Raw genomic sequence first — 18462 nt, 5'->3', positions numbered from 1 at the left:
CATCTGAAATTCGCCGTCAACCCTTATTTTCAGCTTTACTCGGATTTGAGCGTAATACGCGCAAATGCCTTCTTGCCCGCCTGGCAAACGTGGGTCGCGCCCAGTACATATATATAGGAGCGATCAACCACCTCACCATCCACGCGCACACCGCCTGACGCCAACAAGTCGCGCGCCGCTGCAGAGTTCTTCACCAGACCGGCTTTGTTAAGGACAGCTGCGATCGGCATGTCTTCAGCAGAGACCAACTCGATCTCCGGCAGATCATCCGGCAGCTCGCCATCCTTCATGCGATTACCCGCTGCACGATGAGCATTGGCCGCAGCCTCCTCACCATGGAAACGTGCGACGATCTCTTCCGCCAGTTTGATTTTGACGTCACGCGGATTGGCACCGGCTTCTACATCAGCACGCAGCGCATTGATCTCATCCATCGAGCGGAAGCTGAGCAGCTCAAAGTAACGCCACATCAACGCATCCGGAATCGAAACCAGCTTGCTGTACATGACACCCGGCGCTTCCTGAATACCCACGTAGTTGCCCAACGACTTGGACATCTTCTTCACGCCATCCAGACCTTCGAGCAGCGGCATGGTCAGAATGCACTGAGCCTCTTGACCATAACCACGCTGCAGCTCACGCCCCATCAGCAAGTTGAACTTCTGATCGGTACCACCCAGCTCGACATCCGCGCGCAGAGCGACCGAGTCATAACCCTGCACCAGCGGATAGAGGAACTCGTGAATAGCGATCGGTTGATTGGTGGTGTAACGCTTGTCGAAGTCATCACGCTCAAGCATGCGCGCGACGGTGTACTGCGAAGTCAGGCGAATAAAGTCCGCCGGCCCCATCTTGTCCATCCAGGTGGAGTTGAACGCGACTTCGGTTTTCGCCGGATCGAGAATCTTGAACACCTGAGTCTTGTAGGTCTCGGCGTTTTCCAGGACTTGTTCACGAGTTAGCGGAGGACGCGTTGCACTCTTGCCGCTCGGATCACCGATCATCCCGGTGAAGTCACCTATAAGGAAGATCACCTGATGCCCCAGCTCCTGGAACTGGCGCAGCTTATTAATAAGCACCGTGTGCCCCAAGTGCAGATCCGGCGCGGTCGGATCGAAACCAGCCTTGATACGCAGCGGTTGGCCGCGTTTGAGCTTCTCGACCAGCTCGGACTCGACCAACAGTTCTTCCGCACCACGTTTAATCAGCGCTAGCTGCTCTTCAACCGACTTCATAACAGACCCGCAAGGCTCAGATTCAAAGGGAACCAACCATACAAGATCGCGCACCAATTACAAGTTTTGCCCGGCGCACGGACACCAATCCACAGACGCGATGTCTGTAGACTTGCTTCAGAGATGATTTGGTTATATTTTATACAGTTATTTCATCTTCATCATGTCATTCATCTTTTCCAATTCATCATTTTTCAAAGTCAAAATTACCTATGACCACTGAACCGTCTAAAGCGCCGCCGCTTTACCCGAAGACCCACCTGCTTGCTGCAAGTGGGATCGCCGCCCTTCTTAGCTTGGCTCTACTGGTATTCCCTTCCAGTGATGTTGAAGCCAAAAAGACGACCCTGAGTCTTGAACTGGAAAGTCCTGCTGAACAACTGACACAAGATCAAGACGCTGCTGATGCGGCTCAAGCCACAAATGCGCCAGTAGCTTCGCCATTTGCTCAAATCGAAAACAGCGAAGAAAACGCCCCGCAAACCGCAGAAGCAGCACCGGCACCAGCCGCTGAAAAGCCAAAAGCGCCTGGTCATCGTGAAGTCATCGTTGCCAAGGGCGATACACTATCGACCTTGTTCGAAAAGGTCGGCCTGCCTGCCGCCTCCGTTCATGAAGTCCTGGCCAGCGATAAACAGGCCAAGCAGTTCAGCCAGCTTAAGCACGGCCAGAAACTCGAGTTCGAATTGAATCCTGAAGGCCAACTGACCAGTTTGCACAGCAAGGTCAGCGACGTCGAAACCATTACCCTGACCAAGAATGACAAGGGTTATGCCTTCAACCGGGTTACCGCAAAGCCGACTGTCCGCACTGCTTACGTCCATGGCGTCATCAATAGCTCGCTTTCGCAATCCGCAGCCCGTGCCGGCCTGTCCCACAGCCTGACCATGGATATGGCCAGCGTCTTTGGCTACGACGTCGACTTCGCTCAGGACATCCGTCAGGGCGACGAATTCGATGTGATCTACGAGCAGAAAGTGGTCAACGGCAAAGCGGTCGGTAATGGTCCGATCCTGTCTGCCCGCTTCACCAACCGCGGCAAGACCTACACCGCCGTGCGTTACACCAATAAACAAGGCAACAGCAGCTACTACACCGCTGATGGCAACAGCATGCGCAAGGCTTTCATCCGCACACCGGTGGACTTCGCCCGCATCAGTTCGAAGTTCTCCATGGGCCGCAAGCACCCGATCCTCAACAAGATCCGCGCCCACAAAGGCGTTGATTACGCTGCGCCGCGCGGTACACCAATCAAGGCTGCCGGTGACGGTAAAGTGCTGCTCGCCGGGCGTCGTGGTGGCTACGGCAACACCGTGATCATCCAGCACGGCAATACCTACCGCACGCTGTACGGCCACATGCAAGGGTTCGCCAAAGGCGTGAAGACTGGCGGTACCGTGAAACAGGGCCAGGTCATCGGCTACATCGGCACCACCGGCCTGTCCACCGGCCCGCACTTGCACTATGAATTCCAGGTCAACGGCGTTCACGTCGATCCTCTGGGCCAGAAGCTGCCAATGGCTGATCCGATTGCCAAAGCCGAACGCGCTCGCTTCCTTGCACAGAGCCAACCGCTGATGGCGCGTATGGATCAAGAGAAGGCCACCATGCTGGCTTCGAGCAAGCGCTAAGCCATGGCTCTTTATATCGGCGTGATGTCCGGAACCAGTCTCGACGGTCTGGACATTGCCCTGATCGAACAGTCCTCGGCGATCAAGCTGATCGCTACGCACTACATTCCAATGCCCGAATCCCTGCGCGCCGAGCTGCTTGGCTTGTGCGCCAGCGGTCCTGACGAAATCGCCCGCTCGGCGATTGCTCAACAGAACTGGGTGAAGCTCGCTGCGCAGGGCATTCATACCCTCCTCGATCAGCAGCAACTCAAACCCCAAGACATTCGCGCGATTGGCAGCCACGGCCAGACTATCCGTCACGAACCGGCGCGCGGCTTCACTGTGCAGATCGGCAACCCTGCCCTGCTGACCGAACTCACAGCCATAACCGTAGTCAGCGACTTCCGCAGCCGCGATGTCGCAGCCGGAGGCCAAGGTGCTCCGCTGGTTCCCGCGTTCCATGAAGCTTTGTTCGAAGAGCGTACCGGCAATCAGGCCGTCTTGAATGTCGGCGGTTTCAGCAATCTCAGCCTGATTGAGCCGACCAAGCCTGTAGCCGGTTTCGACTGTGGCCCTGGGAATGTGCTGATGGACGCCTGGATTCAGCAGCAACGTGGCGAAAACTACGATCGCAATGGCGACTGGGCAGCCAGCGGTAAAGTGGAGCCAACATTACTCGAAGCGCTCCTCCGCGATCCGTTCTTCGTCACCAAAGGACCAAAAAGCACCGGCCGCGAAGTGTTCAACCTGCCATGGCTGGAACAACACCTTTCACACCTGCCAACCTTTGCCGCTGAGAATGTGCAGGCCACGCTGCTTGAACTGACCGCATTGACCGTCATCGAGTCGCTGCAAAGCGCTCAATCCGACACTCAGGAATTGTTGGTCTGCGGCGGCGGCGCACACAACGCCACACTGATGGAGCGTCTGGCAGACCTGCTGCCAAACGCAACGGTCGCCAGCACCGCCACTCACGGCGTTGACCCGGACTGGGTCGAGGCCATGGCCTTTGCCTGGCTGGCCCATTGCTGCCTCGAAGGCATCGCTGCCAACCGTCCAAGCGTCACCGGCGCCCGCGGCTTGCGGGTATTGGGCGCGATCTACCCCGCTTAAACATCACGCACAGCAAAACGCCGCAGAACCATAAGGCTCTGCGGCGTTTTGTTATCTGAAGCGCAGTGCGATCAGATCGAGAACGAAGACCCGCAACCACATGTAGTGGTGGCGTTCGGGTTCTTGATCACGAAACGCGAACCTTCCAGACCTTCCTGGTAGTCCACCTCAGCACCGGCCAGGTACTGGAAGCTCATCGGATCCACCACCAGACTCACGCCTTCGCGCTCGACGATAGTGTCGTCCTCGGCCACATCTTCATCGAAGGTGAAACCGTACTGAAACCCTGAACAACCGCCGCCCGTAACGAATACGCGCAGCTTCAAGCGATCATTCCCCTCTTCATCGACCAGGCTCTTCACCTTGTGCGCGGCACCGTGGGTGAATTGCAAAGCCGTGGGGGTGAAGGATTCGACGCTCATGCTGACTATCTCCCGGCGTTACGCCGCCATAATGCGTGATGACGCGCATTATCCGCTTCTCCTAGAAAATCGGTCAACTATTGTTACGGTATATCAATAAACCCGATCAACTGTTCAGAATGCAAAAAGGCCCGTTTGACGGGCCTTTTTGCTGTGCGGCTTAAAGTGTTACGGCAGCATACCGGCATGGGACAATCCGAAGCGCTCGTCCAGACCGAACAGGATGTTCATGTTCTGCACCGCTTGGCCCGACGCGCCTTTGACCAGATTGTCGATCACCGACAACACCACCACCAGATCGCCATCCTGCGGACGGTGAACAGCGATACGGCAAACGTTGGCACCGCGCACGCTACGGGTTTCCGGATGGCTACCGGCCGGCATCACGTCGACGAACGGTTCGTTGGCATAACGCTTTTCAAACAGCGCCTGCAGATCTACCGAGCGATCGACCACAGTGGCGTAGAGCGTGGAGTGAATGCCACGGATCATCGGGGTCAGATGCGGAACAAAGGTCAGACCGACATCCTTGCCCGCTGCGCGACGCAGACCCTGGCGAATTTCCGGCAAGTGACGGTGACCTTTCACCGCATAGGCCTTCATGCTTTCCGAAGTCTCGGAGTACAGGGAGCCTACAGCCGCACCGCGACCAGCACCGCTGACGCCGGATTTGCAGTCGGCAATCAGACGCGAAGCATCCGCCAGACCGGCTTCAAGCAGCGGCAGGAAACCCAGTTGCGTCGCGGTCGGATAGCAACCCGGCACCGCGATCAGGCGAGCCTTTTTGATCTGCTCGCGATTGACTTCCGGCAGACCGTAAACCGCCTCGTCCAACAGCTCAGGCGCGCCGTGTGGCTGACCGTACCACTTGGCCCACTCTTCAGCGTCTTGCAGGCGGAAGTCGGCCGACAGGTCGATGACCTTGGTGCCCGCTGCCAGTAATTCGCCCGCCAGCGCGTGAGCGACACCGTGCGGTGTGGCGAAGAACACCACGTCACAAGCGCCAAGGGTCTTGATGTCCGGCACGCTGAAGGCCAGGCCGTCGTAGTGACCGCGCAGGTTCGGGTACATGTCAGCCACGGCCAGACCGGCCTCGGATCGGGAAGTGATGACAACCACTTCTGCCTGCGGATGCTGCGCCAACAGACGCAGCAGTTCGACACCGGTGTAACCCGTGCCGCCGACGATACCGACCTTGACCATAACCTGCCCTCAAAGAACCCACTGGAAAGCCGTCGATAATAGGGGCCGCGGGGCCCTGCGACAACCGTCAAGGTGACGTGCGGACGCTCAAGCCTCTACTATCCGGCTTACCGTGAACCTGGAATAACTAAAAATGCTCTATCTATGGATCAAAGCTTTTCATATTGTCAGCGTCGTTTGCTGGTTTGCCGGGCTGTTCTACTTGCCGCGTCTGTTCGTGTATCACGCGCAAAGCGAAGACACGATCAGCAAAGAGCGCTTCAGTGTCATGGAGCGCAAGCTGTATCGCGGCATCATGGGCCCGGCGATGATTGCGACGCTGATCTTCGGCGGCTGGCTGATCTATCTCAACCCGAGCCTCTTCAGCATGGGTGGCTGGATTCACGCCAAGTTGACACTGGTCGTCTTGCTGATCGGCTACCACCACATGTGCGGCGCGCAGGTAAAACGTTTTGCCCGTGGCGAAAATACCCGCAGCCATGTCTTTTATCGCTGGTTCAATGAAGTGCCGGTTCTGATATTGCTGGCTATCGTAATTCTGGTCGTGGTCAAGCCGTTCTAACTTCAACAAGTACAGATCCTTGGGGTGTTCATAATGTCGCTGCCCGCACTACTCGAACAACGTCTGCGTCTGCCTGTGGTGGCCGCGCCGATGTTTCTGATTTCCAACCCGGAACTCGTCCTCGCCTGCTGCCGCAATGGCGTGGTCGGCAGCTTCCCAGCGCTGAACCAACGCGAAAGCAGCGGGTTCAAAGCCTGGCTGGAACAGATCGAAGCGGGCCTGGCGACACTGGACAACCCGGCGCCGTACGCGGTGAACCTGATCGTGCACAACAGCAACCCGCGCTTGCAGGCGGATCTGAACATCTGCGTCGAGCACAAAGTGCCAATCGTCATCACCAGCCTCGGCGCGGTGAAGGAGTTGGTCGACGCGGTACACAGCTATGGCGGTCTGGTGTTCCATGACGTCACCACTCGCCGACATGCCGAGAAAGCGGCCGAGGCCGGTGTCGACGGTTTGATCGCCGTGGCGGCCGGTGCCGGGGGCCATGCCGGCACCTGGAGTCCGTTTGCGCTGATTGCCGAGATCCGCCAGTTCTTCGATAAAACCCTGCTGCTTGCAGGATGTCTTAACCACGGTCATGAGATTCTCGCCGCACAGCTGCTCGGCGCGGATTTGGCCTACTTCGGTACGCGATTTATCGGCACCACCGAAAGTCATGCGCCTGACGCCTACAAGGAGATGCTGCTGACAGCCAAGGCTGCGGACATCATCCATACTCCAGCGGTCTCGGGAGTGCCGGCGAGTTTTATGCGTCAGAGCCTGGAGGCGGCCGGTTTCGATATGGCGGCTCTGCAAGGCAAGGGCGAGGTCAATTTCGGTGACAAGCTCAAGCCGATCAGCGATGAAGCCAAAGCCTGGAAAACCGTGTGGTCGGCCGGTCAAGGCGTAGGGCAGATCGACGACCTGCCGAGCGTGGATCAATTGATCGCACGGCTGGACGCCGAGTATCGCCAGGCACAGGAACGCGCAGCCCAGCTACCGCAACGCTGGCCACGCTAAGAAAAATCAGGCCAGCCCCAATGGACTGGCCTTACACTGCTGACCTTTCAATCCATTCGCGACAAGGATGCCTCGGCCATGAGCGAACCCCGTTACAAGATCGTCTTCGACGGCGCTCTACAGCCCGGTGTCGATATCACCACGGCCAAACTCAATCTGGCGGATCTGTTCAAAAGCGATGTGGCCGCGATCGAACGCCTGTTCAGTGGCCGCACCGTCGCACTCAAGCGTGATTTGTCCCACAGTGATGCGCAGGTCTATCTGCAAGCGCTGAGCAAAACCGGGATCGACGCACGCATTGAAGCTGAAACGGCAATCGAGCTGAACCTGGCAGATGTCCATGAGCACACCGCCGTTGTGGCCGAACCGGACTCGCCGTATGCACCGCCTCGCGCAAGCGTTGGCGAAAGCCAGGCTGAGTTCGCCACACTCAAGCCGTTCAGCGTCGAAGGGCGAATCGGACGCTTGCGCTTTCTGGCGTGGACGATGGTCCTGAGCCTGGTGACCCTGCCCATTGTCGGCGTGTTCGCCCTGCTGGCTCTGGGGCTGGTCAGCGGCGATTCCACCACTGGCCTGATCATCGGCGGAATCTTCGCCTTTTTCCTGTTTGTCGCATTCCTGATTGTCAGCATTCTGTTCAGCGTCCAGCGTCTGCACGATATCGGCTGGTCAGGCTGGCTCTGGCTGCTGAACCTGGTGCCATTCGTGGGCAGTTTCTTCCCGCTGGTGATCATGGTCGTACCGGGCAACACCGGCACCAACCGCTATGGCCCTCCCCCTCCGCCAAACAGCACCGCAGTGAAAGTGCTGTGCTCCCTGTGGATCGTGTTCTTTGCGCTGATCTTTGTCGGTGGAATGCTGGGCGGGATCTCGGCCATCCAACAGGAATATGAAAGCAATCTGGAAAGCAGCTACGAAAGTGGCTCGGTGACCACTGATGAAGTCGAAGTAGAGGTCGAAGCGCCAGCGGATTCCGCCGACGAGGCAGCCGAAGCGGCGCAGGCCCCTGTAGACTCTGCGAAAGAATGAACAGCGCTCCCCGCCGTGACACCCGCGTCGCCGGCGCGGAGCTGTTGCGATGGAGAATTGCATGACCCGTTACGCACTGATCACCGGCGCCTCCAGCGGCATCGGCCTGGCGATGGCCGAAGCACTGGCCCGGCGTGGCCGCAGCCTGATTCTGGTGGCCCGACAGCGTGATCAGCTGGAAAGCATTGCGATCGAGTTGACCCAGCGTTTTGGCGTCGAGGTACTGTTCCGCGCCTGCGATCTGGGCGAGCCATTGCGTCTGTCCGGCTTCCTGCTGGAACTGGAAGAAGGTGACCGGCAGATCGACTTGCTGGTCAATTGCGCCGGTATCGGCACTTGCGGCCCGTTTCTCGCGCAAGACTGGATGACCGAGCAGGATCTGATCGAAGTGAACATCCTCGCCCTCACCCGCTTGTGTCACGCCATTGGCAACAGCATGGCGTTGCAGGGTGGCGGGCAGATTCTTAACGTTGCCTCGGTGGCCGCGTTCAATCCCGGCCCATGGATGAGCACTTACTACGCCAGCAAGGCCTATGTGCTGCACTTCTCCGAAGCCTTGCGGGTTGAACTCAAACAAAGTGCGGTGAAGGTTTCGGTGCTCTGCCCCGGCCCGACCCGTACGGCATTTTTCCGCACGGCACAGCTCAACAGCGACAAACTCAAAGACAGCAAATTGCTGATGAGCCCCGAGGAGGTTGCGCTGTACACCGTGCGCGCCCTCGACAAGAACCGCGCGATCATCATTCCGGGAAGACGCAATCGATGGTTCGCCTTCCTGCCGCGACTGGGTTCGCGCTGGCTCAATCGCACCATTGTCGGCATGGTCAACAAGGCTTACTGCCCGCGCTGAAATGCCCTACAGGTAAAACACTGGGCGGGATAAGCCGCCCTGCGTACACTCAGACCAGCCCAAACAACGGAGAAAACAGCAGTGGATACTCTGTTCACCAAGATCATCAACCGGGAGATTCCGGCCAAGATCATTTACGAGGACGACCAGGTTCTGGCGTTCCACGACATCGCCCCTCAGGCACCGGTGCATTTTCTGGTGATCCCGAAGAAACCGGTGCGCACCCTCAACGACCTGACCGAAGACGACAAGGCTTTGGCCGGGCATATCCTGTTCACTGCGCAGCGTCTGGCACTGGAACTGGGCTGCGAGGAAGGTTTCCGCGTGGTGATGAACTGCAATGAAAAGGGTGGGCAAACCGTCTACCACATTCATATGCACGTACTCGGTCAGCGGCAGATGAACTGGCCGCCGGGCTAAGGCACGCCCCATCCCCCTGTGGGAGCGAGCCTGCTCGCGAAGACGTCAGCACATTCAATGTATCAGTGCCTGACACTCCGCCTTCGCGAGCAGGCTCGCTCCCACAAAAAATCATGACCGCGCGGCAAATGACCCAGCGCAAACCTTCCCCCGGCCGATTCGGTTAAACTGGCCGCCGAGATTCTTCCCGGAGGTCAGCATGACTACCCAACGTCACTACTCGCCGATTGACCGTCTTCTGCTGCAAGCCGATGCCGCGATGCGTACCCTGCTGCCGTTCAGTGGCCAGCCGTACCGTCCATCGCCGGCGATTTTGCAACCGGACACGCAAATGAGCGACGAAGACACCCGCCACGTCGCCGGCCTGATGCGCATCAACCATACCGGTGAAGTCTGCGCCCAGGCGCTGTATCAGGGACAGGCGCTGACCGCCAAGCTGCCTCAGGTGCGCGAGGCCATGGAGCACGCCGCCGAAGAGGAGATTGATCATCTGGTGTGGTGCGAACAACGCATTCATCAGTTGGGCAGCCATACCAGCGTGCTCAATCCGCTGTTTTACGGCATGTCGTTCGGGATTGGCGCGGTGGCCGGGTTGATCAGCGACAAGGTCAGCCTCGGTTTTGTTGCGGCGACCGAACATCAGGTGTGCAAGCACTTGAATGAACACCTGGAGCAATTGCCGGCAGAGGACGAGAAGTCCCGGGCGATTCTCGAGCAGATGCGTATTGATGAAGAACATCATGCCGAAAGTGCTTTGGAGGCTGGAGGTTTCCGTTTTCCGGCGCCGGTGAAGTTCGGGATGAGTATTCTGGCCAAAGTGATGACCAAGAGTACTTATCGGATTTGAGAACGGTATTGCTGCAAAGGGCCCCTTCGCGAGCAGGCTCGCTCCCACAGGTGGGGCGGTAGAATTGAAAAAGGCGACCGAAAGGTCGCCTTTTTTGTGCCCGGTGAATCTTAGGTCGGCATGTTGCGCGCGTAGAAGATTTCGAGCATTTCGTGTTTCACCCGGTCAGTCACCTGAGCGCGTTGCTCGGAGGACAGGTTGCTGGTGGCGTCGCCGAACAGGTAGTTATCCAGTTCGAAGTTCTTCAGCAGCATTTTGGTGTGGAACAGGTTTTCCTGGTACACGTTCACGTCGGTCATCTGGTAAGCGTCGCGAGTGTCTTCGGACAGGTAGTTCTGGATCGAGTTGATCTCGTGATCGATGAAGTGCTTGTTGCCTTCAACGTCACGGGTGAAGCCGCGCACACGATAATCCACAGTCACGATGTCCGAATCGAACTGGTGAATGAGGAAATTGAGCGCTTTCAGCGGTGAGATGACACCACAAGTCGACACGTCGATGTCCACACGGAAGGTTGCAATACCGTCGTCCGGATGGATTTCCGGGTAGGTGTGCACCGTGATGTGGCTCTTGTCGAGGTGGGCCAGGATAATTTCGGGCAACGGGCCCGGCGATTCTTCGATCTGGCTTTCAGTCGGGGTTACCGGCTCTTCAGAAATCAGAATCGTGACGCTGGCGCCCTGAGGTTCATAGTCCTGACTGGCAATGTTCAGGATGTTGGCACCAATGATCTCGACAACTTCTGTGAGAATCTGCGTCAGGCGTTTCGCGTTGTACTCTTGATTGATGTACTCGACGTAAGCCTGCTGGTCTTGCGGGGTTTCCGCGTAGCAGATGTCATAGATGTTGAAGCTCAAGGTCTTTGTCAGGTTATTGAACCCGTGGAGCTTGAGTTTGCTTTTCACCGTTAAAAACTCTCTATGTATGCGGCCCGGCCGCGTGATCAAGCATGCCCGTCAAGTGCGAACAACGCACCTGCGTAGGACGGTTAACACCTCTTCGCGATGGCGATTTTGGTTATCTGTTCAGGCGGATGATCTGTCGGCTGACTGATCACTGCCCTGAAAAAAGTGGCGCATTATGCAGACGTCAGCGGGGGATCGCCAGAGTCTGCACTGCTTTTATGATAGTTGAATGTCGGTTCAACCGAGTTCGACGATTTCATAGTCGTGGGTGATCGCAACACCAGCCGCGCCGAGCATGATCGAAGCGGAGCAGTATTTCTCGGCGGACAGTTCGATGGCGCGCTTGACCTGGGCCTCTTTCAGGCCGCGGCCCTTGACCACGAAATGCATGTGGATCTTGGTGAACACCTTCGGATCTTCAGTCGCGCGCTCGGCTTCAAGGAAAGCTTCGCAGCTTTCAACCGCCTGACGGGACTTCTTCAGAATGCTGACCACGTCGAAGTTGCTGCAACCGCCAACACCCAGCAGAAGCATTTCCATCGGGCGAACACCCAGATTACGACCACCGGCGTCCGGCGGACCGTCCATCACCACGACATGACCGCTACCGGATTCGCCGAGGAACATGGCTTCGCCAGCCCATTGGATGCGTGCCTTCATCGCCCAGACTCCACTGTAAAAAAAGGGTCGCCAGCTTAGCACAGGGCTTCGCCCGGACAGCGAGCGACCTTCCTAGGACGGATGCCTCAGCGACGTAGGTAATTTCTCGAATTTTCGACGAAGTGTCTGTTAAGCTGGCGCCAATTCGCTGGCGCCCATGTCAGCTGTGTAGCGACCGCCTTCAGCGCCTCATAAAAAAATCAAACATCACCGTGCAGTCTTTTCGGGATACAACCATGGTTGCTATTACCCCCACACCCAAAATCAAGAATCTCGACAAGCTGTTGATGCATTGCCAGCGCCGTCGCCATGCGGCCAAGAGCAACATCATCTGTGCGGGCGATCGCTCGGACACGCTGTACTTCATCATCAAGGGTTCGGTGACGATCCTGATCGAGGATGACGACGGGCGCGAGATGATCATCGCTTACCTCAACGCCGGGGATTTCTTTGGTGAGCTGGGCCTGTTCGAGCAGGCGGGCCAGGAACAGCAGCGCAGTGCTTGGGTGCGGGCCAAGGTCGAGTGCGAAACCGCGGAAATCAGCTATGCCAAGTTCCGCGAATTGTCGCAGCAGGATCCAGACATTCTTTACGTACTCAGCGGACAAATCGCACAACGCCTGCGTAACACCACGCGCAAGGTCGGCGATCTGGCGTTTTTCGACGTCACTGGTCGAGTGGCGCGTTGCCTGCTGGAACTGTGCAAGCAGCCAGACGCGATGACGCATCCGGACGGCATGCAGATCAAGGTGACCCGTCAGGAAATCGGGCGGATTGTCGGTTGCTCGCGGGAGATGGTCGGTCGCGTGCTCAAGGATCTTGAGGAACGCAACCTGGTCGATGTGAAAGGCAAGACCATGGTGGTCTTCGGTACGCGCTAAGCCCGAATATCAGGCGCTGTACATCTGCGCCAGCATCAGACGAAACAGCTCATCGAGACGCGCCAAGGCCTGTGGCGCGTTGAATTTCTCATGCAGAGCAATGTGGCTTTGCGCCCGCACCCGCTGCTCCAGGCCACAGGCTTCATTGAAGCGATTGACCGCGGCCACCATCGATTCCCGTTCGTTATCCATCAGCATCGCACCGTGCACCAGACCGACCGGGCGCTGTCCACCCTGACTCTGGCGCCAGCGCTGCGCGGTGCCGACCATTTTGCGGCCGTCGAGATTGACGTTGAAGCGACCGTCGCAGAACGCACCGTCGATTTCACCCAACGATGATGTGCCACCTAACTCATCGAGCAACTGACAGATCGGATCGCACAAGCGGCGGTAGCCGGTTTCGATGCGATTGAGGTCGCCTTCGCTGCGCGGTGGTGCGTAGACCAGAGCGATGTTGATAGTGGCGGCAGATTGCGGCACGGGTTCGCCGCCGGTTTCGCGCAGCAGGACGGGCCAGCCGCCGGCGGCGGAGACTTCACAGGCGCGGTCGAAACCGGGGAGACGATTGAGGCGGCGCGGCATGACCAAGGCGCGATCGCTGGGTTGCCAGAACAGCAGGCCGAATTCGGCGTCACCGGCGCAGACCGAGGCCAGCAAATCCTGTTCGGCTTGCAGGCCGGCTTCGATGGTCAGGGGGGTTGGCAGCGACATGGAAGGCTCCGGCATATCTGGAATCTTTGGGGATTTCTAGTACCTCATCGCGAGCAGGCTCACTCCTACAGGGGGAACGCATTCCAAGTGTAGGAGTGAGCCTGCTCGCGATGGCGTCGACTCGGTCTGAAGCGAATCAGTCGAGAGTCGAACCGCTGATCGAGGTGCCACGCTCCGGGAAAAACAGCCGCTGCAGTTCAGTGCCCGGATTTTCCGCGCGCATGAACGCTTCGCCGACCAGGAACGAATACACGTCGCTGATTTCCATCAACTCGACATCGGCACGATTGAGAATACCGCTCTCGGTGATCACCAGACGATCGCGCGGAATGCGCGGCAGCAGGTCGAGGGTGGTTTCCAGGCTGACGTCGAAGGTATGCAGATTGCGGTTGTTGACCCCGACCAGCGGTGTGTCGAGGGTTTTCAACGCACGTTCCAGTTCATCACCGTCGTGCACTTCGACCAACACATCGAGACCGACGCTTTTGGCGACGGCGGCCAGCTCGGCCATTTTCACGTCATCCAGTGCGGAGACGATCAACAGCACACAGTCGGCGCCCAGCGCACGGGCTTCAACGATCTGGTAAGGATCGATCATGAAGTCCTTGCGGATCACCGGCAGGCTGCACGCGGCACGGGCCTGTTGCAGGTAGGCATCGGCGCCCTGGAAGTAATCGATGTCGGTCAGTACGGAAAGACAGGTCGCCCCACCCTTCTCGTAGCTTTTGGCGATGTCGGCGGGAACGAAGTTCTCGCGGATCACGCCTTTGCTCGGCGAAGCCTTTTTGATTTCCGCAATCACCGCTGGTTGTTTCTTTTTCGCTTGCGCCAGCAGCGCGTTGGCGAAACCGCGGGGTGCATCGGCCGCCTTGGCCAGACTTTCCAGCTCGCTCAGGCTGACGCGGGCGCTACGCTCGGCGACTTCCTGAACTTTGCGGGCCAGAATGTTTTCCAGAACCGTCGGTACACTCATCCCTCATTCTCCACTCTGAATACCGCGGTAAAGGCACCCAGCTCCTCGAGTTTTTCCCGAGCGAGACCGGTGTGCAAAGCGTCGTGCGCGAGCTCCACGCCCTGTTTCAAACTGCTCGCCACGTCGGCGGCGTACAGCGCAGCACCGGCGTTGAGCACAATCATTTCGGCGGCTTTCTGGCCGTTCTCGGTCTTGCGCTTGCCGAGGGCATCGCGGATCAGCGCCAGCGACGCTTCCGGGCCGTCGACCGACAGACCGTGCAGGCTCTGGCTCTTCATGCCGAGGTCTTCCGGCTCGACCCAATATTCAGTGATTTCGTTGTTCTTCAGCTCGGCGACAAAAGTCGGTGCGGCGAGACTGAACTCGTCCAGACCGTCCTTCGAATGCACCACCAGCACATGCTTGCTGCCCAGACGCTGCAAGACTTCGGCCAGTGGCCGGCACAGCGCCTTGTTGAATACGCCCACTACCTGATGCTTCACACCGGCCGGATTCGTAAGCGGGCCGAGCATGTTGAACAGCGTACGCAGACCGAGATCGCGGCGCGGGCCGGCGGCGTACTTCATGGCTTTGTGGTGGGTCTGGGCGAACATGAAACCGATGCCGACGTTGTCGATGCAACGCGCGACTTGCACCGGTGTCAGGTTCAGATAAATGCCGGCCGCTTCCAGCAAGTCGGCGCTGCCGCTCTTGCCCGAGACCGCACGGTTGCCGTGTTTGGCCACGGTGCAACCGGCTGCTGCGACAACAAAGGAAGAAGCGGTCGAGACGTTGAAGATGTTTGCACCGTCACCGCCGGTACCGACCACATCGACCACGCCGTCGAGGGTTTTCAGGTCAACCTGATCGGCCAGCTCACGCATGACCGATACGGCGCCGACGATTTCGTCGATGCTTTCGCTCTTCATGCGCATGGCCATCATGAACGCGCCGATCTGCGCGTCGCTGCATTGGCCGGTCATGATTTCGCGCATCACGTCGCGCATTTCATCGGTGCTGAGGTCGAGGTGTTCGACGATACGGCTCAGGGCTGTCTTGATATTCATGGGAAGTCCTTAGCGCGTGCCGCCGGTTTGTTTGAGGAAGTTGGCAAACAGTTCATGACCCTGCTCGGTCAGGATCGACTCGGGGTGGAACTGTACGCCCTCAATGTTCAGGGTCTTGTGACGCAGGCCCATGATTTCGTCGACCGAGCCATCATCGTGTTGGGTCCACGCGGTCAGTTCGAGGCAATCGGGCAAAGTGTCGTGCTTGACGATCAGCGAGTGGTAGCGGGTAACCGTCAACGGATGATTCAGACCTTGGAAAACGCCCTTGTCCTCGTGGAATACCGGGCTAGTCTTACCGTGCATCACTTGGCGGGCGCGGACTACATCGCCGCCAAACGCCTGGCCGATGGACTGGTGGCCAAGGCAGACACCGAGGATCGGCAGCTTGCCGGCGAAGTGTTTGATGGCTTCGATGGAGATGCCGGCTTCGGTGGGTGTGCACGGGCCTGGCGATACCACGATGCGCTCAGGTTTCAGCGCCTCGATTTCGGCGACGGTCAATTCGTCGTTGCGCACCACTTTGACCTCGGCACCCAGCTCGCCGAGGTATTGCACAACGTTGTAAGTAAAGGAGTCGTAGTTGTCGATCATCAGCAACATGGCGTGTCGAACCTCTTGAATTCTGATTTGAAAACAGCCTTCAGATCACTTGCCCGCAGGGCGCTGCACGATGTCGGACGCAGGTGGACGCGTCGGCACAGCGGCATTTCAAACAGGCAAGGAAGGCAAAGCGATACAGATCCGGCGGGGCCGGCAGAAAAGATTCAGGCGCGCCAACGCCAGCGGGCGTGTGCCTTGATGACTTGATCCAGAAGTTTGCTGGTGATCAACACGGGGAAGGTCTCGTTCATACGTTCCGGCACAGTAACTTAGCTGGGCGGAGCGTGCAATATGGCCGGGACCGCGGGAGATAAAACCGGGGGAGGATTCACGACCGATGGCAAAATGCCGGGAGTTTTTGGTACTGTCGTTTCGTTCACCTACAACAATAAATAAACGGACTTGCTCATGATCAAACAGACGTTGTTTGTACCGCTGGCCGGATGCTTGCTCGCACTGGCCTGCGCCCAGGCCAATGCTGCGCCCAACCCCTATTCGAATTTCATTGTTTTCGGCGATAGCCTGAACGATGCCGGGACCTTTACCGACACCGGCGGCCCGGCCGGCTCCACCGAGCGTTACACCAACCGTACCGGGCCGGTGTATCAGGATGGCAGCGGTGAACTGTATTCATTGAATTCCACGCAACTACTCGGCGGGCGCCTGGGTTTTTCCGCAGACCAGACAGCCTCTTCCAGTTCCGCAGTGCGTGCCGAAAACGGTCAACCTGATGGCAACAACTGGGCGGTCGGCGGCTATCGCACTGACCAGATCCTCGATTCGATCACCACACAATCCGCTACCGGTGAACGCACCCGTGCCGGTTACCTGCCATCCAACGGTTTGCGCGCCGACCCGAATGCGCTGTATTACATTTCCGGCGGCGGTAACGATTTCCTGCAAGGGCGCATTCTCAGCCTGCCGCAAGCCAACGCCGCCGCCGATCGACTGGCTGACAGCGTGCAAACCCTGCAAACCGCCGGCGCCAAATACGTGATGGTCTGGCTGTTGCCTGATGTCGGCCTGACCCCGGCCATCAACGGTACGCCGCTGCAAGCCTTCAGCAGCCAGCTCGCCACGCAGTTCAACAGCCAGTTGGTCACACGCCTGCAAGGCATCAACGCCGAAGTCATTCCGCTGAACATTCCGGTGCTGCTCTCGGAAGTGTTTGCCGATCCTGGACGCTTTGGCCTCGCCACCGATCAGAACCTGACCGCGACCTGCTTCAGTGGCAATAGCTGCACCGAGAACGCCCGTTACGGGATCAACAGCGCGACACCCGACCCGAGCAAGCTGATCTACAACGACGGCGTACACCCAACCGAAGCCGGGCAAAAACTGATCTCCGACTACGCCTATTCCCTGCTAGCCGCGCCGTGGGAACTGACGCTGTTGCCGGAAATGGCCCACGCCACCGTGCGCGCGCATCAGGATGAACTGCGCAACCAATGGCAAGCGGATTGGGAGAACTGGCAGGCAGTCGGCCAGTGGCGGGCGATTGTTTCCGCCGGTGGCCAGCATCTGGATGTCGACAGCCAAAGCAGCGGCGCCAGCGCCGACGGCAGCGGTTACAACCTCAACGTCGGTGGCAGCTATCGCTTGAATGAAGCCTGGCGCGTCGGCGTGGCAGGCGGTTTCTACCGGCAGAATCTGGAAGCCGGACATAACGACTCGGACTACAAACTCAACAGCTACATGGCCACGGCATTCGCCCAGTTCCAGCAGAACCGCTGGTGGGCTGACGCGGCGTTGACCGGCGGCAAACTCGACTACGACAACCTCAAGCGCAAGTTCGATCTCGGCGCCAGCGAAGGTGCGGAGAAAGGCGACACTGACGGCAGCCTCTGGGCCTTCAGCGCGCGTGTCGGTTACGACATTGCCCAGCCGGGCAGCGAGTGGCACCTGTCGCCATTCGTCAGCGCCGACTACGCCAGCGTTGATGTCGATGGCTACTCAGAGAAGAGCAACCGCGCCACGGCGCTGAGCTTCGATGATCAGACCCGCGACTCTAAACGCTTGGGTCTTGGTTTGCAGGGCAAGTACAACATCACCCCGCAAACCCAGGTGTTTGGCGAATACGCTCATGAGCGTGAGTACGAAGACGACGTGCAAAAGGTCAATATCGCGCTCAATACCTTGCCGGCGAATGACTTCAAACTTGAAGGCTATACGCCGCAGAGTCATTTGAACCGCTTGAGTCTGGGCGTCAGCCACAAGCTCACGGCTGATCTGGCGCTGCGCGGCGGGTATTCGTTGCGCAAGGATGATGACTTTACCCAGCAGGGTGTGAATGTCGGGGTCGTTCTGGACTTCTAAACCCCAGGCACAAAAAAAGCGGCGCCCTCACAGGCGCCGCTTTTTTATTGCCGAACGCAAAGCCAACTGTG

General features: G+C 58.4%; 19 protein-coding genes. 10 read left to right on the top strand and 9 right to left on the bottom strand.

Going from position 1 to position 18462, the window contains the following annotated elements:
* Positions 1-35: 35 nt before the first annotated feature.
* Positions 36-1235, bottom strand: coding sequence for a tyrosine--tRNA ligase (gene tyrS, locus ACOYXJ_RS12445; RefSeq protein WP_460369716.1), 1200 nt, complete (start codon positions 1233-1235; stop codon positions 36-38).
* Positions 1236-1447: 212 nt separating this feature from the next.
* Here tyrS and ACOYXJ_RS12440 point away from each other — a divergent pair, with 212 nt between their 5' ends.
* Positions 1448-2866 (top strand): peptidoglycan DD-metalloendopeptidase family protein, encoded by a 1419-nt coding sequence (locus ACOYXJ_RS12440; RefSeq protein WP_460369714.1) that lies wholly within the window; start codon positions 1448-1450, stop codon positions 2864-2866.
* 3 nt (positions 2867-2869) lie between these two features.
* Positions 2870-3961 (top strand): anhydro-N-acetylmuramic acid kinase, encoded by a 1092-nt coding sequence (locus tag ACOYXJ_RS12435; protein ID WP_460369712.1) that lies wholly within the window; start codon positions 2870-2872, stop codon positions 3959-3961.
* A 71-nt stretch (positions 3962-4032) separates the two neighbouring features.
* Here ACOYXJ_RS12435 and erpA read toward each other — a convergent pair whose 3' ends face one another.
* Both erpA and argC read right to left on the bottom strand, forming a co-directional pair.
* The gene (gene erpA / locus ACOYXJ_RS12430) at positions 4033-4383 is read right to left on the bottom strand and encodes an iron-sulfur cluster insertion protein ErpA (protein WP_008077999.1); all 351 of its coding nucleotides are present in this window, start codon (positions 4381-4383) and stop codon (positions 4033-4035) included.
* 168 nt (positions 4384-4551) lie between these two features.
* Positions 4552-5586, bottom strand: coding sequence for an N-acetyl-gamma-glutamyl-phosphate reductase (gene argC, locus ACOYXJ_RS12425; RefSeq protein WP_016983465.1), 1035 nt, complete (start codon positions 5584-5586; stop codon positions 4552-4554).
* A 133-nt stretch (positions 5587-5719) separates the two neighbouring features.
* Here argC and hemJ point away from each other — a divergent pair, with 133 nt between their 5' ends.
* The 6 genes from hemJ to coq7 all read left to right on the top strand — a co-directional run bounded on the left by hemJ (position 5720) and on the right by coq7 (position 10296).
* On the top strand, positions 5720-6148 hold the full coding sequence (gene hemJ / locus ACOYXJ_RS12420; protein ID WP_150793336.1) for a protoporphyrinogen oxidase HemJ: 429 nt from the start codon (positions 5720-5722) through the stop codon (positions 6146-6148).
* A gap of 33 nt (positions 6149-6181) precedes the next feature.
* Complete coding sequence (locus ACOYXJ_RS12415; protein ID WP_095122656.1) at positions 6182-7150, top strand: NAD(P)H-dependent flavin oxidoreductase; 969 nt, start codon at positions 6182-6184, stop codon at positions 7148-7150.
* Positions 7151-7228: 78 nt separating this feature from the next.
* Positions 7229-8179 carry a DUF805 domain-containing protein gene (locus ACOYXJ_RS12410; protein ID WP_460369709.1) on the top strand — a complete coding sequence of 317 codons (951 nt, stop codon included), beginning with the start codon at positions 7229-7231 and terminating at the stop codon, positions 8177-8179.
* Positions 8180-8240: 61 nt separating this feature from the next.
* Complete coding sequence (locus ACOYXJ_RS12405) at positions 8241-9029, top strand: SDR family NAD(P)-dependent oxidoreductase (RefSeq protein ID WP_034155108.1); 789 nt, start codon at positions 8241-8243, stop codon at positions 9027-9029.
* Positions 9030-9110: 81 nt separating this feature from the next.
* Positions 9111-9449, top strand: coding sequence for a histidine triad nucleotide-binding protein (locus ACOYXJ_RS12400; protein WP_003228789.1), 339 nt, complete (start codon positions 9111-9113; stop codon positions 9447-9449).
* A gap of 199 nt (positions 9450-9648) precedes the next feature.
* Positions 9649-10296, top strand: a complete 648-nt coding sequence (gene coq7 / locus ACOYXJ_RS12395; protein WP_008077993.1) for a 2-polyprenyl-3-methyl-6-methoxy-1,4-benzoquinone monooxygenase — start codon at positions 9649-9651, stop codon at positions 10294-10296.
* A gap of 110 nt (positions 10297-10406) precedes the next feature.
* Here coq7 and speD read toward each other — a convergent pair whose 3' ends face one another.
* A complete protein-coding gene (gene speD, locus ACOYXJ_RS12390; protein WP_034155105.1) occupies positions 10407-11201 on the bottom strand; it encodes an adenosylmethionine decarboxylase in 795 nt (264 codons plus the stop codon).
* Between the two features lie 237 nt (positions 11202-11438).
* Positions 11439-11861 carry an OsmC family protein gene (locus ACOYXJ_RS12385; protein ID WP_003228794.1) on the bottom strand — a complete coding sequence of 141 codons (423 nt, stop codon included), beginning with the start codon at positions 11859-11861 and terminating at the stop codon, positions 11439-11441.
* 236 nt (positions 11862-12097) lie between these two features.
* On the opposite strand from ACOYXJ_RS12385, the gene crp reads away from it, so the two are divergent.
* Complete coding sequence (crp, locus tag ACOYXJ_RS12380) at positions 12098-12742, top strand: cAMP-activated global transcriptional regulator CRP (RefSeq protein WP_095122650.1); 645 nt, start codon at positions 12098-12100, stop codon at positions 12740-12742.
* Positions 12743-12751: 9 nt separating this feature from the next.
* Here the strand turns inward: crp and ACOYXJ_RS12375 are convergent, their stop codons facing one another.
* The 4 genes from ACOYXJ_RS12375 to ACOYXJ_RS12360 form a co-directional block, all read right to left on the bottom strand.
* Entirely contained in the window at positions 12752-13453 is a 702-nt protein-coding gene (locus ACOYXJ_RS12375; protein WP_460369705.1) for a lipoate--protein ligase family protein, read from the bottom strand.
* Between the two features lie 136 nt (positions 13454-13589).
* Positions 13590-14426, bottom strand: a complete 837-nt coding sequence (gene trpC, locus ACOYXJ_RS12370; protein ID WP_150793332.1) for an indole-3-glycerol phosphate synthase TrpC — start codon at positions 14424-14426, stop codon at positions 13590-13592.
* The gene (gene trpD, locus ACOYXJ_RS12365; protein ID WP_460369703.1) at positions 14423-15472 is read right to left on the bottom strand and encodes an anthranilate phosphoribosyltransferase; all 1050 of its coding nucleotides are present in this window, start codon (positions 15470-15472) and stop codon (positions 14423-14425) included. The genes trpC and trpD overlap by 4 nt, the downstream gene beginning before the upstream one ends.
* 9 nt (positions 15473-15481) lie before the next feature.
* Positions 15482-16075, bottom strand: coding sequence for an aminodeoxychorismate/anthranilate synthase component II (locus ACOYXJ_RS12360; protein ID WP_034155101.1), 594 nt, complete (start codon positions 16073-16075; stop codon positions 15482-15484).
* A 408-nt stretch (positions 16076-16483) separates the two neighbouring features.
* Between ACOYXJ_RS12360 and estP the strand changes: the two genes are divergently transcribed.
* Positions 16484-18391 carry an esterase EstP gene (estP, locus tag ACOYXJ_RS12355; protein WP_150793330.1) on the top strand — a complete coding sequence of 636 codons (1908 nt, stop codon included), beginning with the start codon at positions 16484-16486 and terminating at the stop codon, positions 18389-18391.
* Positions 18392-18462: the final 71 nt, after the last annotated feature.

Source organism: Pseudomonas sp. Tul2A7 (assembly GCF_054790505.1).
This window is presented reverse-complemented; position numbering and strand designations above follow the sequence as displayed.

What these genes read in the sequence shown, in the direction of transcription:
- tyrS (WP_460369716.1), bottom strand. Translation starts at nt 1,235, where the DNA reads ATGAAGTCGGTTGAAGAGCAGCTAGCGCTGATTAAACGTGGTGCGGAA.
- ACOYXJ_RS12440 (WP_460369714.1), top strand. Translation starts at nt 1,448, where the DNA reads ATGACCACTGAACCGTCTAAAGCGCCGCCGCTTTACCCGAAGACCCAC.
- ACOYXJ_RS12435 (WP_460369712.1), top strand. Translation starts at nt 2,870, where the DNA reads ATGGCTCTTTATATCGGCGTGATGTCCGGAACCAGTCTCGACGGTCTG.
- erpA (WP_008077999.1), bottom strand. Translation starts at nt 4,383, where the DNA reads ATGAGCGTCGAATCCTTCACCCCCACGGCTTTGCAATTCACCCACGGT.
- argC (WP_016983465.1), bottom strand. Translation starts at nt 5,586, where the DNA reads ATGGTCAAGGTCGGTATCGTCGGCGGCACGGGTTACACCGGTGTCGAA.
- hemJ (WP_150793336.1), top strand. Translation starts at nt 5,720, where the DNA reads ATGCTCTATCTATGGATCAAAGCTTTTCATATTGTCAGCGTCGTTTGC.
- ACOYXJ_RS12415 (WP_095122656.1), top strand. Translation starts at nt 6,182, where the DNA reads ATGTCGCTGCCCGCACTACTCGAACAACGTCTGCGTCTGCCTGTGGTG.
- ACOYXJ_RS12410 (WP_460369709.1), top strand. Translation starts at nt 7,229, where the DNA reads ATGAGCGAACCCCGTTACAAGATCGTCTTCGACGGCGCTCTACAGCCC.
- ACOYXJ_RS12405 (WP_034155108.1), top strand. Translation starts at nt 8,241, where the DNA reads ATGACCCGTTACGCACTGATCACCGGCGCCTCCAGCGGCATCGGCCTG.
- coq7 (WP_008077993.1), top strand. Translation starts at nt 9,649, where the DNA reads ATGACTACCCAACGTCACTACTCGCCGATTGACCGTCTTCTGCTGCAA.
- ACOYXJ_RS12385 (WP_003228794.1), bottom strand. Translation starts at nt 11,861, where the DNA reads ATGAAGGCACGCATCCAATGGGCTGGCGAAGCCATGTTCCTCGGCGAA.
- crp (WP_095122650.1), top strand. Translation starts at nt 12,098, where the DNA reads ATGGTTGCTATTACCCCCACACCCAAAATCAAGAATCTCGACAAGCTG.
- ACOYXJ_RS12375 (WP_460369705.1), bottom strand. Translation starts at nt 13,453, where the DNA reads ATGTCGCTGCCAACCCCCCTGACCATCGAAGCCGGCCTGCAAGCCGAA.
- trpC (WP_150793332.1), bottom strand. Translation starts at nt 14,426, where the DNA reads ATGAGTGTACCGACGGTTCTGGAAAACATTCTGGCCCGCAAAGTTCAG.
- trpD (WP_460369703.1), bottom strand. Translation starts at nt 15,472, where the DNA reads ATGAATATCAAGACAGCCCTGAGCCGTATCGTCGAACACCTCGACCTC.
- ACOYXJ_RS12360 (WP_034155101.1), bottom strand. Translation starts at nt 16,075, where the DNA reads ATGTTGCTGATGATCGACAACTACGACTCCTTTACTTACAACGTTGTG.
- estP (WP_150793330.1), top strand. Translation starts at nt 16,484, where the DNA reads ATGATCAAACAGACGTTGTTTGTACCGCTGGCCGGATGCTTGCTCGCA.